The sequence below is a fragment of the Variovorax sp. LjRoot290 genome (genome assembly GCF_964253985.1).
Lineage (GTDB): Bacteria > Pseudomonadota > Gammaproteobacteria > Burkholderiales > Burkholderiaceae_C > Variovorax.
In genome coordinates, this window is the sequence record NZ_CAXURW020000002.1 from 1036002 (window position 1) to 1051589 (window position 15588).

Below are 15588 nucleotides of genomic sequence, written 5' to 3' on the forward strand. Positions count from 1 at the left end.
GCCTCGCCGATCCGCTGATGTATGCGCTCGCCCATCTGGACCGTTGAGCTCGCGCACGGGCAACTGACCAGAGGCGGGCCGACCATTCACATGCGCGCGAGCTGGATTTTTTCCACCAATGACGTGTATGGCCTGGCTCGCACCTGGCGGACCTTATGGTCGGTACGGCGATCGCCTTGGTAGTGCTGTCAGGCGCGGTGCGGATCCTGCGGCTGGCCAAGACTTGAGCGAGAGAGTCGGTCGAACCGCAATCTTTGCTCGACCTTGTCTGAGCGGCCGTTTTGCGCCGTTTAGTTTCGGGAGCTCAAGGTCCGTTCAGCGCCCGGAGCGCCGGTTCGCGACATGCAGAAGCAGCCGTTCACGCGCGAATTCGTCGTGGTCGTCCGCTGCCACCCGCGATCCGTCTGCTGTCGCCGAACTCGGGTTTCCTCGACGATGTCGGAGAAGGTCAAGTTCCGAAAGGTAGACCGGCTGTTGGCGACGAAAAGTGCCAAGGTCTGCTTCTTCTTGGGCGCTGCGGGCCGCGCCGATGCGTCCAAACAAGCAGCCTTTGCTCTGTCTGAGATAGCGCTGTGAGGTTGTAGCGCCATATCGGCGCGGACTCGTCAAATGCAGGGGTTGCGCAATAGATGCCGCTCGCAACGATGGTCTCCAGCCGGTTCACGATCGAGCGTACGGTATCGAGCGTGTCGTAGCGCACGAGAGCATCGAGCTCCTCGCCAGTGGCGATGCCGGTCGCGTAGACGGTGAACATCTCGATGACGCCTACGAGAAGTGGAAGGGCATCGTGCAAGCCTCGGGCGCGACAATCGAATAGGTGCCCGTGTCGCAGAATGACGTCTCCACAATAGGCCGCACCGACGGCACGGAGACAGCAATGGCACAGCGCAAGAATCGAACAGACACCCTTCTGCTGAAGACAACCGCCCTCGCAGCGGTTGTCGCCCTGGCGCAGGGCTGCGCGCAGACCACGGCACAGCGGCCGGCGCCGTCGGGCGCCACCGTCGCCGCACATGTTGCAGCAGCCACGGGTGCCGCCGGATCCGATCTGACGGCGCTGTTGACTCTCTGCAAACCCGCTCCCGCCGCGCGGCCGGCCCAGGCCGAGCTGGACAAGGGCCTTGCCGCATTCATCGCCAAGCCCGCACCGCCGCCGGGCCAGGCTTTCGACAACCTGTATTTCGTGGGCGCCGACTGGGTCAGCGCCTGGGCGATCAAGACCTCGGACGGCATCATCCTCATCGATGCGCTCAACAACCAGGCGGAGGCCGCGGCACTGATCGAAGGAGGCATGCGCAAGCTGGGCCTCGATCCGGCGCAGATCAAGTACGTGATCGCGACGCACGGCCACGGCGACCACTACGGCGGCGCGCCGTACCTCTCGCAGAAGTACCGTGCGCGCGTGGTGATGAGCGAGACCGATTGGACCATGACCGAAACCAAGCTCGAATTCGCAACGCCGATCTGGGGCGCGCCGCCGAAGCGCGACGTTTCCGTGAAGGACGGTGACCGCATCACGCTCGGCGATACCACCGTCTCGCTGTACATCACGCCGGGCCACACCATGGGCACGATCTCGCCAGTGTTCGACGTGACGTCTGGCGGCAGGAAGCACCGCGCCATGCTCTGGGGCGGCACGGGCTTCAACTTCGGCAAGGACGTGCCGCGGCTGGACAGCTACATCGATTCAACGCGGCGCATGGGCGCGGTGGCACAGGCGCAGCGCATCGACGTGCTGCTGTCGAACCACTCGGGCATCGACGGCTCGCAGGCCAAGCTGGCTGCGCTGCGCCAGCAGCCGGCCGGCGCGGCCAACCCGTTCGTGATCGGCACGCCCGCCGTGGAGCGCGCATTGAACGTGATGGGCGAATGCGCTCAGGCGCAGCGCGATCGGTTCGCGCTGCAGTAGGGCCGGCTCAATCTGGCGTGAACTTCTTGTTGAAGATGTCGACATCCGATGCCAACTCGAACGTCGCCACCTGCCCCATCTTCCCGTCGCTGAGGCGGCAGGCGGAGAACAGGCTGTAGCGGCCCTTGAAGTAGAACTCGTCCATCACGATCAGCGCGTACGGATACGGCACGAAGACCTGGTGCTCGAAGATGACGCGGTGCGCGTTCCTGGGCGAAGGAAAGAGCTTGTAGTCGCCGGTGTCGATCGACTTTGCGGTGGCCATGGCGTGCTCGCTTCTTCTGCGTTCAGGCGGGGTCGCGCACGTCGGCCACGGGGTTGTTGCCGAAGTCCTCGCGCGCCAGATACTTGAGCACCTTGGCCGCCGCGGTGGCGGGGCTGTCGAGCCGGCCCTCCTCTTTCATGCTCACGAAGCGCGTTCGGTCCGGAAACTTCTCGGCCGATGAGCCGCGCAATTGCACCTGCATGTCGGTGTCGATCACGCCAGGCGCGAGCGAGACGATGCGTGCGCCGTTCGGCGCCCCTGCTTCCTCGAGCGCCACGACGCGCGAGAAGTGGTCCATGCCGGCCTTGGCGGCGCAATAGGACGCCTGGCTGCCCATGGCACTAGCCCCAGGCCCGATGGCGCGTCGAAGGCATGAGCCCAATGCCGTGCGTGCCGACGTGTGACCGCGCTTGGCCGTGAGTCGGCAGCACGTCGCACCAGCCAGCCACTACACCTTCCAGAGCGGCAATCATCTGGCGCCACCGGTTCGCGACGATAGACGAGCACAACGCCCATGAATCCTCCTCTGGCGGCGCCTCCGTGAACGAGAGAAATCGCTTCTCTCGCGCCACTGTGTCGAGCGCGAGCCGTAGTCCCTCGAAATGCTGCGTCGAAAGAGGTTCAATGGACAGGTTCATCTGATAGGAGCCCTGGAAGTTGAGCTCTTGGGCAGAACTCTGTCTGTCGCTCTCATTGGAAATGACCTCAGTCGTTGACACGTTGGTACTGCTCGATCTGACAGGCGTAGCTCCCAGGCTGCGTCGAGCATACCGAATAGCCCACAGGCGCGGTGCTTGCGCAGCCGGCCAGGACGCATGAAAGTACTGCGCTCGCGACCTTGAACATGAAGCCTCCGAACGACGGACCTGACAGCTGGGTCTTGGCTGCATTCTGCCCGTCAAGTTGGAGCGGCGGCGAACGTCGGGTTTTGGACCGTATCGCGTCATGCGGCCGAATCATCGAGCCAGAGATCCGATCTGTCGACGGCGCCCCAAGGGCGGCGGCAAGCATGCCGACCTGCTCCGCGTCGCGCGCAGTGCCCCGGCGGGGCTTGATTTGTCTTGACGAAACGCTGAGATGATGTAATGCTGTGCGGTATATATACCGCACAGCACCGCTATATTCCATTCAGGCACGACCCATACATCCAAGCCTTAGGCGACGCGCCCTCCCCGATTCTTTTTGACAATTCACTGGTCAAGGGTGTGCGCGAGATCGTTAACTTCTGCGGTATATATACCGCAGAAGTATACAAACCACATCGAGGAGAGTCAAGGGCTGTGCCCCCACATCAAACCCTTTGCCTGCCTTGATGCTCGACTAGACAACTTCTGAAAGTCGTGTTAGTCTGTGTGGCATATATGCCACACAGACCTTCAATTCGTTCCAGCTAATGGAGAGACGTTGGTTACCCGCATCCAGATCGCCCGGCCCGACATCATCAAGACGTTCGAAGCCGGGCGCCACATCCTCAGACCCGTCCAGCTCGCAGCCGTCTTCTCTAAGAACCGCGACGCCTGGCGCCTCGCGCGTCGAATGACGCTGGCAAGCTTTGAACGGTTCATGACTGAACGCACGCCGATGAAGGCGGTGCGCTTCAACTTCCCGCAGCGACCCGTGACGGGCTTCGTCTGGGGAGATGTTCCCCTGCTTGAGGTCCTCCTAGGCTTGGTCGACGACAGCTATCTGAGCCATTACACGGCGGTGCGTCTCCACGGCCTCACAGAACAGGTGCCCAAGACCATCTATCTCACGCGTGAAAGGTCGAGCACAACCGCGTACGTTGCCCAGGACCTCGATGAAATCACACAGGAGGCCATCGATGCGGCCTTCAGCCGACCCCCTCGGGTCTCGCACAACGAGGCAACCGTCGGCGATCGACGGGTGCTTTTACTGCAAGGCGCCCCTCAGGACGAGCTCGGCGTGACTGCGAAAACCACGACCTATGACAGCAACCGCGCCATGCCGCTGCGCTACACGACGCTTGAGCGCACCCTCATCGATATCGCAGTCAGGCCGGCCTACGCCGGCGGCATTTTCGAGGTCGCCAAGGCCTATGCGAACGCCAAGGATCAAGAAGTCTCGGCTAACGCCATGGCTTCGATGCTGAAGCGCATGCGCCTTGCGTATCCGTACCACCAGGCGGTTGGTTTCTATCTCGAGCGCGCTGGCTACAGGCGATCGTTGGTCGACTTGTTCAAGTCGCAACCGATGGAGCGCGCCTTCTACCTGACCCACGACATGGGCAAGACCAGGTACGTCAACGACTGGCGGTTACATGTGCCAGAGGGGTTTTAGCTTCTTGACCTGGTCCGTCACGAACTGGTGGTAGTGGTCAAAGGGTGCAAGCTTTACGCCGGGCTTCATCGTGGCTTGGACTGCAGCAAAACCGAGAGCGTGAAAATCGCGGACTTCGGCAATTCGCGGGATGAGCTGCAACGGCACGCGCTTCAGCTCGAACATCTGCTGCACCATGTGCCTCACCCTCTCTTCGGCCAGATCGACCTTGAACATGTTGACCAGCGCCTCGATGTCGACGAAGTCTCGCGCGCGCTCGTTTCCCAACCCCTTGCGTTTGATGATGTCTGCGTACTCCGGCATCTGCTGGCAGATGGCCCGAATCTTCTCGCTGACAATCATGGCCGGCGAGTAGACGTAGATGCGATAGCCAAGGAGCTCGTGTTCCTGCTTGTCTTCGGTGTACTCATGCCGGCTGATGTCGACTGTGAACCTCGTCCCCTCGCCGAGCTTGACGGCCTCTCTGCGCATCTGCGCCAGATCGCGTTCAAGCGCGCCGGCTCGCTCGAGCGAAATGAGTTTGAACTCGACGAGGTAGCCGCCCCAGAAGGCAGCGAGGTCGTCAGGCATCTTGCCCGGTCGCTGATTCATGCGGATATCGAATGCCAGGTAGCCGAGTTCTCGTTCGAACGTGGACTGCAGCGCACGCTCGACTTGCTTCTGCGCCTTCACAAAGTCCAGGTCGCGCGCCGTCGAGAAATCGAGGTCTGCCGACGCTCGGCTGTTGACCTGAAGAACCACGTCCATGGCGTTCCCGCCCTTCAGGACAAGTAACTCCAGGAGTTCGTCGTCCGAGAACATGGCTGCGATGGCTACGCGCTTGATCTGCTCAAGGCTGTCGCCGCTGGCCGTCTTTGCCGTCTTGCCACGAATCATTCGACGATGGTACTGCCGCGCCCAACCGCAGGCGCCTTTGAGCTCTGCTTCGATCTGGACTGGGTGACAAGTTTGGTGTCGACCGCACCTCGTATCTCCCAACTACCAAGAACGGTAGTTGCCCCCTCGTGTCGCCTCGGCTGAACATGATCTGTTCCAACGCTGAAGGGATATGCGCATGAAAACGCTCCTTATCGACAACTACGACTCCTTCACCTACAACCTCTATCAGTACCTCTGCGCCTGCAACGCCGAGCCGCCCCTCGTCGTGCGCAACGACGAGATGACCTGGGACAAGGTGGAAGGCCTCGCATTCGACAACATCGTGATCTCGCCGGGCCCCGGCCGACCGCAGCGGGCCGAGGACGTCGGAATATCTGCCGACGCGCTGCGCTGCTCGTCGAAGCCCGTGCTCGGCGTGTGCCTGGGCCACCAGGCCATCGCCCACCACTGCGGCGCAGTGGTCGATCTCGCGATGAGACCGATGCATGGCCGCATTGACCGCATCTCCCATGCCCAACGCGATCTGTTCCGGGGCATTCCGGATCGCTTCCAGGCGGTGCGCTACCACTCCCTCGCTGTGACGCATCTGCCGCAATCGCTCGAACCCCTCGCCTGGACCTCGGACGGCACCTTGATGGCGCTGCGTCACGTCTCTCTTCCCTGGTGGGGCGTACAGTTCCACCCGGAATCGATCTGCACGGAGTTCGGCGCCAGGCTCCTGCGCAATTTTCGGGAGCTCACCGAGGAGTGGCGCGCGGGCCGTCCCCTGAAAAGCACCTTTGGAAGCTTCGGGCAGCCGGATCAGGCCACCAGCGAGCCGCAGCGCCACTTGCATGCGGAGTACGTGGAGACGCAAGTCGAAGCACAGGCTCTCTTTGAGCTCGCCTTCGCGACCGCCGAGTGCTCGTTCTGGCTCGACAGCAGCCTCACGACCCCTGGACAGGCACGTTTCTCGTTCATGGGCGATGCGAAAGGCCCACTCGCCGAAGTCGTGAGCTACCGCAGCGCCACGCAGGAGCTCGTGATCCGGCGCGCACACAAGGTGCAGACGCGTTCGCAGAGCATCCTGGACTACCTGCGCGAACAGATTCCCAGCAACGCAACGAAGTCATGGCCGGACTCGATGGGTTTCAGTTCGCAACGACCGCGATCCCCCGGAACTGCCCCGCCTGCACCCCTGCCGCCGGCCTCGGGTAGCGCCCTGGCGCGAAGCGGTGCATCAGCTCGGCCTCGCGGGCGCGCGCCAACGCGAGGTTGGCCAGCTTCACGTGGCCGAAACCGCGGATCGTCATGGGAACGGCGGCGATCTGCGCCGCGAGCTTCTGGTTGTCCGTGGACAGTTCGGCCAGCAACTCGTCGAGTCGCGCATCGAACTGTTCGATCAGCGAGCGCTCGAGCCTGCGTTCGGCCGTGTAGCCGAACAGATCGAAGGCTGTTCCGCGCAAACGCTTGCCATGGGCCAGCCACCTCATGGCGGGCAGCATCCAGCCGCCGAGGCGGATCTTCGCCGGCGGCTGTCCGTTCCTCGGCCGCGACAGGAACGGCGGGGCCATGTGGAATTCCAGCTTGACGTCGCCTTCGAACTGCTGCGCGAGCTTCTCGCGGAAATTGCCGTCGCTGTACAGGCGCGCGACCTCGTACTCGTCCTTGTAGCTCATGAGCTTGAGCAGGCTGCGTGCAGCGTTGCGACTGAAAGGCACGGATGGATCGCCCCCCGCCAGCGCCGCCTCGCGCTGCTGCACGCCGCGCACGCGCGCCTCGAAACGACCCGCCCAGGCCCCGTTCTGATAGCCGGTGAGATGGCTGCGGCCGCGCGCGATCAGCGCCTCCAGCGATTCATCCTGCGTCTCGGGCGAGGTGCTGCGCAGTCCTTCGATCGCCTGCGGCGCGCCCGCGGCCAGCCGGCCCAGCGAGAAGGCCATCTGGTTGGATGCGATGGCGACACCGTTGAGCTCGATCGCGCGCGTCAGCGCCTCCAGGCTCAGCGGTATCAGGCCGCGCTGCCAGGCGTAGCCGGTCGCGAGGATGTTCGACGCCAGCGTGTCACCGAGGAATTCCTCCGCGAGCGTCTGCGCATCGAAGGTCTCGACCTGGTCGCTGCCGGCGACGAAGCGCATCTTCTCGAGCAGCAGCTCCACCTTGAGGTCCGCATCCGGGTTGCGCAGCGATTCGGCTACCGGGATCTCGTGCGTGTTCGCGAGGATGCGGGTGCGGCCATGGCGCACGGTCTGTAGTGCGTCGGGCGAGGCTCCCACCACGATGTCGCAGGCCAGGATCGCGTCGGCCTGTTGGGTGTCGATGCGCACCTGGTTCAATCGCTCGGGCACATCGGCGAGGCGCACGAAGCTCAGCACCGCCCCGCCCTTCTGGGCGAAGCCCATGAAGTCCAGCACGCTGGCCGATTTGCCTTCGAGATGCGCGGCCATCGCGACCACCGCACCGACGGTCACTACGCCGGTGCCGCCGACGCCGGTGACGAGCAGGTCGTAGGGCGCGTCCCAGGTTCGCTGCGCAGGCCGTGGCAATGCGGCCACGTGTCGCAGAAAGGCATCGCGGCCCGCGGCCAGCGTCCCGCTCTTCTTGCGCAACGCCCCGCCAGTCACGCCAACGAAGCTCGGGCAGAAGCCCTTGGCGCACGAATAGTCCTTGTTGCAGCTGGTCTGGTCGATCTTGCGCTTGCGCCCGAGGTCGGTTTCATGCGGCAGCACCGCCACGCAGTTGCTCTGCACGGTGCAGTCGCCGCAGCCCTCGCAGACGGCCTCGTTGATGAAGAGGCGCTTGGCAGGATCGACCATCTCGCCCTTCTTGCGGCGGCGGCGCTTCTCGGCCGCGCAGGTCTGTTCGTAGATCAGCACGGTGACGCCGGGCAGCTCGCGCAGTCGGCGCTGTACCGCGTCGAGCTCGCTGCGGTCGTGGAACTCGGTGCCGGCCGGGAATTTGCCCTTGATCTGCGCGTACTTGTCGATCGCGTCGCTGACGACGACGACCTGCTTCACGCCTTCCGATTCCACCTGCCGCGCGATGGCATCGACACTGATGACGCCATCGACCGGTTGCCCGCCGGTCATCGCGACCGCGTCGTTGAAGAGGATCTTGTAGGTGAGCGTCGCCTTGGCCGCGACCGCCTGCCGGATCGCGAGGTAGCCCGAGTGATAGTAGGTGCCGTCGCCGAGGTTCTGGAACACGTGCGGCGTGCGCGTGAACATCGAGTGCGAGACCCAGTCGACGCCTTCGCCGCCCATCTGGATCAGGCCCGCCGTGCTGCGGTCCATCCAGTTGGCCATGAAGTGGCAGCCGATGCCGGCGCGTGCGGTCGAGCCTTCGGGCACCTTGGTGCTGGTGTTGTGCGGGCAACCGGCACAGAAGTAAGGCAGGCGCTTGACGCTGTCGCCACCGTTGCTCAGCAGTTCGGGCGGCGTGAAGTCGCGCACATGCTGGAAGTGGTCGCCCAACTCGGCGTTATCCGGGAAGTGCTCCGACAGCCAATGGGCCACCAGCTCGATCAGCCGCGAAGGCCGAAGCTCGCCGAGCGCCGACACCAGTGGCCGGCCGTCGCGATCGTGCTTGCCCACCAGTGCCGGCCGCGCATCGGCCGGTGCGTTGTAGAACAGGTCGCGCAACTGGCTCTCGACGATTGCGCCCTTCTCCTCGACGATCAGGATCTCGTCCAGACCTTGTGCGAACGCCCGGATGCGCGTGGGCTCGATCGGAAAGCTCAGGCCCACCTTGTAGAGGCGCACGCCCACGCGAGTCAGGCTCTCCGGCGTCACCTCGAGACGGCGCAGCACCTCCATCAGGTCGTAGTGCGCCTTGCCGCAGGTCACGATGCCGACCTTCGCATGCGGGCTCTCGATCACCTGGCGGTCGATGCTGTTCACGCGCGCAAAGGCGGCCACCGCCTGCAGCTTGTCGGCCAGGCGCGACTCGATGCGCAGCGACGGCAAGTCGGGCCAGCGATAGTGCAGCCCGTCGAGCGGCGCGACGTGACTGGTGGCCGCGCGAACTGCGTCGGCATCAGCCCAGGCGGCGACGCGGGACTCGACCAGGTCGAGGTCCACCGTGCCCGCGCTCTCGACCACTTCGGACAGGGCCGCCATGCCGACCCACGCGCCGGAGAAACGCGACAGCTCGTAACCGTACAGGCCGAACTCCAGGTACTCGGCCACGCAGGCCGGCTGCACGATCGGCATGCTCCACGCCACGAAGGCGTGGTCGCTCTGGTGCGGCATCGACGAGGAGACGCAGCCGTGGTCGTCGCCGGCGACCACCAGCACGCCGCCATGCGGCGACGAGCCATAGGCATTGCCGTGCTTGAGCGCATCGCCGGCGCGGTCCACGCCCGGGCCCTTGCCGTACCACAGCGCGAAGACGCCCTCGACGGTGCGCTCGGGGTCCGACTCCACGCGCTGCGTGCCCAGCACCTGCGTGGCCGCCAATTCCTCGTTGATCGCGGGTACGAAGCGGATGCCCGCGTCCTTGAAGCCCGGCCCGGCCTTCCAGATCGCCTGGTCGACCATGCCCAGTGGCGAGCCGCGGTAGCCGCTCACGAAGCCCTGGGTGTTCAGCCCTCGGGCCGCATCGCGCCAGCGCTGCATCAGGAGCACGCGCACCAGGGCTTGCGTGCCGGTCAGGAAGACGGCGCCCGAGCGCGCCCAGAGGCTGTCTGAAAGCTGGTAGTCCGGGCGCTGCAGCGCAGGGGGCGTCGTGATCAAGTGCATTGGAGGATTGTTCTTCGCCATTCGGAGGAATATCCTCTGCAATGCACCGGAACCGACCCTAGTTCTGAGAATTTTGTTCTCCTTATCCTCCATGAACGACGTTTTCATTCCTCTTGACAACCACTCGCTCCAGATCCTGCTCGAGCTGCAGCGCGACGCGCGCCAGACGGTGCAGCAGATTGCGGACAAGGTCGGGCTTTCGTCCACGCCCTGCTGGCGCCGCATCAAGGAGATGGAAGCTTCCGGCGTGATCCGCGGCTACACGGTCGTCGTCGATCGCGAGAAGGTCGGCCTCAACCTCGCGGCCGTGACCGAGGTCAACCTCGACCGGCACAGCGAATCGAAGGTGCGCGATTTCGAGAAGGCGGTGGAGGCGAGCCCGCAGATCGTGCGCTGCGTCTCGGCGACGGGTCCGGCCGACTACATCCTCACCGTGCTGGTGCCCGACATCAAGCACTACGAGAAATTCCTGCACACCACCTTGTTCGAGCAGGCCGGCGTCACGCACGTGCGTTCGGCGATCGTGCTGAGGGAAGTGAAGTCCGAAGGAAGCCTGCCGGTCGACCTCGGGCCGACCAAGAGGGCGCGCGCCTGAGCGGCGACGGATTCGGTACGCTCTTCATCGTGGACTCAGCCCGATGAGTGCCGTGCCCCGCCCCTAGGCTGCACCGGGTCGAACCGGCGCGCCTTGAATCTCCCGGTTTCACTTGGCATCATGGATTTTGAAACTTCTCATTCTTGATGAGGAATGATAAAAGTCCATGGCCGCCAAGACGCAAAGCGGCGCATGGGAAAGTCCGAATTCCTCGAGAAGGACCTCATCCCCGCTGTACAGAACGCGGGCTACCTCACGACGTACTTGAGCCTGCGGGTCGTCGACCTTGTCAGGCAAGGGCGGCGCCCAACGATCGATCACCTCTTCCCATGGGCCAATCAGTTGGGGGTTGGTGGAGGATTCGAGCATGAAGAGCAGCCGGCGCGCCGCGCTCTGGGCACAGGTGCGGGCATAGGCGACGCAGCGTTCCTGGAGCGTGGCATCCTGCCCTGCGGCCGCTTGCCGACGCTCTGCGCCATGCCGGCCTCCCATTCGGACCGACGAGCTTGGCTACGCACTGATCAAGAACAACATCAACCCCGGGGTGTCCACCGTAGGTCAGCCCTTCCGGGATGCCATGGGCCGTCCGTCTGGCGATTCCATCTTGCTGCTCGGTGACGAGGCCGTGAGGATGGTGCCCACCTATTGATTTGGTGGGCACCTTGTGAATCCCAATTCACGGAAGCTTCGGCGCAGGCATGACCCGGAGTTCAAGGCGACGGTCATGGCCGAGTGCCAGCGGCCCGGCGCCTCGGTCGCGGCGGTGCCGCTCGCGCACGGGCTCAACGTCAACCTGGTTCGCAAGTGGCTCGTCGGCAAGGGGCTGAAGCGCACGGGCTTGTCGGCGCCACGCACGGTCACGCCGCGACCGCATGTCCGATGCGGATCACTTCAGCGCCGCGGCGCTGCACAGGCAGTGGTCCACGCACTGGCTCCCTATCCGGCCGACAAGATCGTGACCGTGCTCTGGAATCGCAATCTGCTGCAAGTGCTTCTGTCCAACCCGCCGTCGTAGCGAGTGACAAGCCAGGGCTTGTCCCGCGGATGCGATTGCTTCAAGAGGTTCACGACGCCTGCATGCCTCCTCGAGGCGGTACGCCGGCCGGCTAGCCCGGAAATTTCACCAGTAGAGGGTCGGCAGCCTCGTGCCGGAGCGCGTTGACATTGGTATCTGACGCCAATTTCAACCGAGGACTGCCGATGCCAAAGTGTACCGATGGGACGATTGATTTGGGGCGTGTGGGTCGGCGGGTCATCGAGGCCAACTTCGAGGGCGGGGACATCGGTTCGGACGGCGGGGTCTTGCTGCTGCGTCGCGTTGACGAACGTATCGGTCTGAGCCGAGCGGCTGCGGCCGTGCTCAGTGATGCACGCGATCCGGCACGCATCACGCACAGCCTGCGCGACCTGCTCGCCCAACGCATCTACGGCTTGTGCTGCGGCTACGAAGACCTCAACGACCACGACACCTTGAGAGACGATCTGCTGATGCAGACCGCTGTGGGCCGGGTCGATGCGCTGGCGAGTTCGCCCACGCTCAGCCGCTTGGAGACCGGGGCCACGCGAGCGCAGGCAGTGGCGCTGCATGGCGTGCTCATCGAGCAGTTCATCGCCAGCCACAAGAGCCCGCCCGAAGAACTGGTGCTGGACATCGACGCCTCGGATGTGCCCTTGCACGGCGACCAGGAGCGCTGCGAGTTCCATGCCTACTACGACCACCACTGCTATCTGCCGCTGTACGTGTTCTGCGGCCAAGCCATGCTCGCATGCGTCTTGCGGCGCAGCCGCATCGATGGCGCCAAGAACGCCGCGGCGGTGATCAAGCTGCTGGTGCAGCGGCTGCGCCAGGCGTGGCCCGACGCGCGGATCATCGTGCGCGGTGACTCGGGCTTCTGTCGCCAGAGATTGCTGCGCTGGTGCGAGCGCTCGGGCGTGAACTACATCATCGGGCTGGCGCGCAACGCGCGGCTGGAGGCGACCGTGCAGTACGCCGAGGCGATGCTCGCCGACGAGTACGCGCGCACCGGCGCCAAGCAGCGGTTGATCGACGAGTTCGTCTACGCGGCCGACAGCTGGGACATCGAACGGCGCGTGATCACGCGCCTGGAGCACGGCAGCCAGGGCAACAACCCGCGCTTCGTGGTGACCGATCTTCAGGGCGATGCCATACAGCTGTATGAGCGGCTGTACTGCGCCCGCGGCGAGGCCGAGAACCGCATCAAGGAGGCTCAGCTCGATCTGTTTGGCACGCGGGCAAGTTGCCACCGCTTCGCGGCCAACCAGCTGCGCTTGCTGCTGGCCGCATTGGCCTACACGCTGATGCAACGGCTGCGCGAGTTCGCTCTCAAGGACACCGAGCTGGAACGCGCCGCCGCGGCCACGATCCGCGTGCGCCTGCTGAAGATCGGCGCGGCCATCGTGCGCAACACGCGCCGTGTGCGGGTACTGCTGGCTTCGCACCACCCGCTGCGCAGCGTCTTCCTGAGCGCAGCGCAGGCCCTCGCCCCCTGAAATCCATCCAGTGCTGTCCCCGGCACGCTGACAAACAACGGGGGTAAGGGGGTCGTGTGCCCAAAAACAGCCGCCACTCCATCCAGTAGCTCACACTGCACGCAAGACCACGCTCAATGGCCCTCAGCAGGCTCGGTCGACGGCACATCGGCCTGCTGGTGAAATATCCGGGCTAGGCGCACCTGTGCTGGCGGCCAGCCCTGCACCAGCAGCCAGCAGCCAGCTCCGCTCGCGATCCTGCTCGCGCATGAGCAAGAGCATCTGCTGCGCCAGCGCCGCGACAGCCTCAGGCGTCTCCGCCACAGCTCCCAAGGTAGCTCGACGAGACGCCTGCCCTGCTGCTTCCCCGCCTCATTCCATGCTTCTCTCTCGATCGGCCGAGCGGGAATTGCGTGGTTCCATCCGCTCCTGCGGCCAGCGCCCTCATCAGACTCCCGAGAAACCCCGTCATGCTGCGCGAGCCAGGGCCGGAAACCTGCGTCCAGAGATACAAGGCAGGCATTTGCGCGCAGAAATCACGCACCAATCACCGGTTTCCGTGATTCCCAGAATTGCATCTGCATGTAACAGTTCGCGCCCAAACGAAGCCGCGCCGACGCCCCTCGCAGGGTCCGCATCCCGCACTTGGCACCGGCTTCGCAACGGACCCGAACCATGCCCATTGCCGAGCGCCGGCGCCACCTGCCGCGACAGACACAAAAAACACATCTGCTGACATTACTCTTGCTGGCGACGGCCTTGCCGGCCCAGGCACAGATCGACCCGAACGCCCTGGACCGCCAGAACCAGCTCATCGAGCGCCAGCAGCAGGAGCGGCTGCGCCAGGAACAGGAGCGCGCCCTGCCGCAGCGGCCGCCGCCGGGCGGCACCGACCTGAGAACGATCGAGCCGAAAGTGTCGGTGCCCGACATCGGCGCCCCGTGCCGCGACATCCGCGTGATCCGCATCGGCGGCGCGAGCCGGCTGCCCGAGGACGTCGGCAACGCCATCACGCGCGACTACGCGGGCCGCTGCCTCGGCGCGGCCGAGCTCGAAGCCATTCTGGCGGCGCTCACCAAGAGCTACATTGACCGCGGCTTCATCACGACGCGCGCCTACCTGCCCGCGCAGGATCTGCGCAGCGGCGTGCTCGAGATCGCCGTGGTGGAAGGCCGCATCGAGCGCTTCGAGTTGCAGCAGACCGGCCGCAGCGCCGGCGCGGTGTCGATCCCCGGCGCCTTCCCGGCGCACCCCGGGGACCTGCTGAACCTGCGCGACCTGGAGCAAGGCATCGACCAGCTCAACAGCCTGTCCTTGAACGAGGCCACGCTGGACCTCCAGCCCGGCAGCCAGCCCGGCCAGAGCGTGGTGGTGGTGCGCAACAAGGCGCGGCTGCCGGTGCATCTCTTCACCACCTACGACAACACGGGCACGCCCGCCACGGGCGAGAAGAGCGCTTCGGCCACCCTCAGCCTCGACAGCCTGCTGGGCCTGAACGAGCTGATCGCGATCACGCGCCGCCAGTCGGTGCCGCACGAGCGCGAGCACAACTCCGGCATGACGGCGCTGCGCGCCTCGGTGCCCTTCGGCTACAGCAGCTTCAGCGTCGATGCGAGCGAAAGCGACTACACCAACACGCTCGTGCTTCCCAGCGGCAGGAAGCTCGCTTCCGAAGGGCGCACCGCCACGCAGAGCCTCGGCGTCGACCGCGTGGTCTATCGCGACCAGGCGAGCCGCGCGTCGATGTCGGCCAAGCTCACGGCGCAGGACAGCCGCAACTTCCTGGGCGGCGAGTTCCTCTCGGTGAGCAGCCGCAAGCTGAGCACGCTCGACCTCGGCACCGCCGCCTTCACGCAGCTGGCCGGCGGCGTGCTGAACGCCCGCCTCGGCTTCGTGCGGGGACTGACGATCCTGGGCGCGCTCGAGGACCCGGCGGGGCTCTCGGACAAGCTGCCGCACGCCCAGTTCAGCAAGTTCGCGCTCGACCTGGGCTACAGCCGCCGCTTCGACATCGGCGGCCAGCCGCTCCTGTGGTCGAGCCAGTTCAGCGGGCAGCGCAGCCGCGACACGCTCTACGGCTCGCAGCAGATCCTGGTGGGCGGCATCGCCTCGGTGCGCGGCTCGCTGCTCAACACCCTGAGCGGCGACAGCGGCTACTACTGGCGCAACGAGATCGCCCTGCCCTGGCAGACCGTGGCAGGCGGCGAGACGCTGTCGGGCCGCGTCTATGTCGGCTACGACTTCGGCCGCGTGAGCAACCACGCCGACGGCGTGCCCTCGGGCTCGATGTCGGGCGCCACCCTCGGCGCCTCCCTGCTGTGGCGCGGACTGAGCGTGGACCTGTTCGCCTCGCGCGCCCTCCACCTGCCCGCCTCCATGACGCGCGAATCGACCCGGGTCGGCGTGCGCCTCTCCTATTCGCTCTGAACCCGCG

12 protein-coding genes and 2 pseudogenes are annotated in these 15588 nt (G+C 65.1%); 7 read left to right on the forward strand and 7 right to left on the reverse strand.

What is annotated here, in order from left to right; all coding sequences use genetic code 11:
* Positions 1-448: 448 nt before the first annotated feature.
* Complete coding sequence (locus ACSQ9A_RS34045) at positions 449-754, reverse strand: hypothetical protein (RefSeq protein ID WP_436307189.1); 306 nt, start codon at positions 752-754, stop codon at positions 449-451.
* Between the two features lie 123 nt (positions 755-877).
* Between ACSQ9A_RS34045 and ACSQ9A_RS34050 the strand changes: the two genes are divergently transcribed.
* Positions 878-1909 (forward strand): MBL fold metallo-hydrolase, encoded by a 1032-nt coding sequence (locus tag ACSQ9A_RS34050; RefSeq protein WP_436307190.1) that lies wholly within the window; start codon positions 878-880, stop codon positions 1907-1909.
* A 7-nt stretch (positions 1910-1916) separates the two neighbouring features.
* Here ACSQ9A_RS34050 and ACSQ9A_RS34055 read toward each other — a convergent pair whose 3' ends face one another.
* From ACSQ9A_RS34055 to ACSQ9A_RS34065, 3 genes and pseudogenes are all read right to left on the reverse strand, one after another.
* Positions 1917-2174 carry a hypothetical protein gene (locus tag ACSQ9A_RS34055; protein ID WP_436307191.1) on the reverse strand — a complete coding sequence of 86 codons (258 nt, stop codon included), beginning with the start codon at positions 2172-2174 and terminating at the stop codon, positions 1917-1919.
* Positions 2175-2196: 22 nt separating this feature from the next.
* Positions 2197-2607, reverse strand: a pseudogene (locus tag ACSQ9A_RS34060) (SDR family NAD(P)-dependent oxidoreductase); the annotation flags it as partial.
* Positions 2516-2893: a hypothetical protein gene (locus ACSQ9A_RS34065; RefSeq protein WP_436307192.1), complete on the reverse strand. Its 378-nt coding sequence runs from the start codon at positions 2891-2893 to the stop codon at positions 2516-2518. The gene ACSQ9A_RS34065 and the pseudogene ACSQ9A_RS34060, both read right to left, overlap by 92 nt.
* A 685-nt stretch (positions 2894-3578) precedes the next feature.
* On the opposite strand from ACSQ9A_RS34065, the gene ACSQ9A_RS34070 reads away from it, so the two are divergent.
* The gene (locus tag ACSQ9A_RS34070; protein WP_436307193.1) at positions 3579-4472 is read left to right on the forward strand and encodes a type IV toxin-antitoxin system AbiEi family antitoxin domain-containing protein; all 894 of its coding nucleotides are present in this window, start codon (positions 3579-3581) and stop codon (positions 4470-4472) included.
* Here ACSQ9A_RS34070 and ACSQ9A_RS34075 read toward each other — a convergent pair.
* Positions 4449-5348 carry a nucleotidyl transferase AbiEii/AbiGii toxin family protein gene (locus ACSQ9A_RS34075; RefSeq protein ID WP_436307194.1) on the reverse strand — a complete coding sequence of 300 codons (900 nt, stop codon included), beginning with the start codon at positions 5346-5348 and terminating at the stop codon, positions 4449-4451. The two genes, ACSQ9A_RS34070 and ACSQ9A_RS34075, sit on opposite strands and share 24 nt — an antisense overlap.
* Before the next feature lie 178 nt (positions 5349-5526).
* Between ACSQ9A_RS34075 and ACSQ9A_RS34080 the strand changes: the two are divergent.
* A pseudogene (locus ACSQ9A_RS34080) lies at positions 5527-6024 on the forward strand (anthranilate synthase component II); the annotation flags it as partial.
* A gap of 457 nt (positions 6025-6481) precedes the next feature.
* Here ACSQ9A_RS34080 and ACSQ9A_RS34085 read toward each other — a convergent pair.
* A complete protein-coding gene (locus ACSQ9A_RS34085) occupies positions 6482-10069 on the reverse strand; it encodes an indolepyruvate ferredoxin oxidoreductase family protein (RefSeq protein ID WP_436307195.1) in 3588 nt (1195 codons plus the stop codon).
* A gap of 91 nt (positions 10070-10160) precedes the next feature.
* On the opposite strand from ACSQ9A_RS34085, the gene ACSQ9A_RS34090 reads away from it, so the two are divergent.
* Complete coding sequence (locus tag ACSQ9A_RS34090; protein ID WP_093110988.1) at positions 10161-10664, forward strand: Lrp/AsnC family transcriptional regulator; 504 nt, start codon at positions 10161-10163, stop codon at positions 10662-10664.
* Positions 10665-10772: 108 nt separating this feature from the next.
* Here the strand turns inward: ACSQ9A_RS34090 and ACSQ9A_RS34095 are convergent, their stop codons facing one another.
* Positions 10773-11033 (reverse strand): hypothetical protein, encoded by a 261-nt coding sequence (locus ACSQ9A_RS34095; protein WP_436307196.1) that lies wholly within the window; start codon positions 11031-11033, stop codon positions 10773-10775.
* Between the two features lie 355 nt (positions 11034-11388).
* Between ACSQ9A_RS34095 and ACSQ9A_RS34100 the strand changes: the two genes are divergently transcribed.
* The 3 genes from ACSQ9A_RS34100 to ACSQ9A_RS34110 all read left to right on the forward strand — a co-directional run bounded on the left by ACSQ9A_RS34100 (position 11389) and on the right by ACSQ9A_RS34110 (position 15581).
* The gene (locus ACSQ9A_RS34100; protein WP_436307197.1) at positions 11389-11679 is read left to right on the forward strand and encodes a hypothetical protein; all 291 of its coding nucleotides are present in this window, start codon (positions 11389-11391) and stop codon (positions 11677-11679) included.
* Positions 11680-11864: 185 nt separating this feature from the next.
* The gene (locus tag ACSQ9A_RS34105) at positions 11865-13175 is read left to right on the forward strand and encodes an IS1380 family transposase (protein WP_436304863.1); all 1311 of its coding nucleotides are present in this window, start codon (positions 11865-11867) and stop codon (positions 13173-13175) included.
* A 654-nt stretch (positions 13176-13829) separates the two neighbouring features.
* Positions 13830-15581 carry a ShlB/FhaC/HecB family hemolysin secretion/activation protein gene (locus ACSQ9A_RS34110; RefSeq protein ID WP_436307198.1) on the forward strand — a complete coding sequence of 584 codons (1752 nt, stop codon included), beginning with the start codon at positions 13830-13832 and terminating at the stop codon, positions 15579-15581.
* Positions 15582-15588: the final 7 nt, after the last annotated feature.

What these genes read in the sequence shown, in the direction of transcription:
- ACSQ9A_RS34045 (WP_436307189.1), bottom strand. Translation starts at nt 754, where the DNA reads ATGTTCACCGTCTACGCGACCGGCATCGCCACTGGCGAGGAGCTCGAT.
- ACSQ9A_RS34050 (WP_436307190.1), top strand. Translation starts at nt 878, where the DNA reads ATGGCACAGCGCAAGAATCGAACAGACACCCTTCTGCTGAAGACAACC.
- ACSQ9A_RS34055 (WP_436307191.1), bottom strand. Translation starts at nt 2,174, where the DNA reads ATGGCCACCGCAAAGTCGATCGACACCGGCGACTACAAGCTCTTTCCT.
- ACSQ9A_RS34075 (WP_436307194.1), bottom strand. Translation starts at nt 5,348, where the DNA reads ATGATTCGTGGCAAGACGGCAAAGACGGCCAGCGGCGACAGCCTTGAG.
- ACSQ9A_RS34085 (WP_436307195.1), bottom strand. Translation starts at nt 10,069, where the DNA reads ATGCACTTGATCACGACGCCCCCTGCGCTGCAGCGCCCGGACTACCAG.
- ACSQ9A_RS34090 (WP_093110988.1), top strand. Translation starts at nt 10,161, where the DNA reads ATGAACGACGTTTTCATTCCTCTTGACAACCACTCGCTCCAGATCCTG.
- ACSQ9A_RS34095 (WP_436307196.1), bottom strand. Translation starts at nt 11,033, where the DNA reads ATGCTCGAATCCTCCACCAACCCCCAACTGATTGGCCCATGGGAAGAG.
- ACSQ9A_RS34100 (WP_436307197.1), top strand. Translation starts at nt 11,389, where the DNA reads ATGGCCGAGTGCCAGCGGCCCGGCGCCTCGGTCGCGGCGGTGCCGCTC.
- ACSQ9A_RS34105 (WP_436304863.1), top strand. Translation starts at nt 11,865, where the DNA reads ATGCCAAAGTGTACCGATGGGACGATTGATTTGGGGCGTGTGGGTCGG.
- ACSQ9A_RS34110 (WP_436307198.1), top strand. Translation starts at nt 13,830, where the DNA reads ATGCCCATTGCCGAGCGCCGGCGCCACCTGCCGCGACAGACACAAAAA.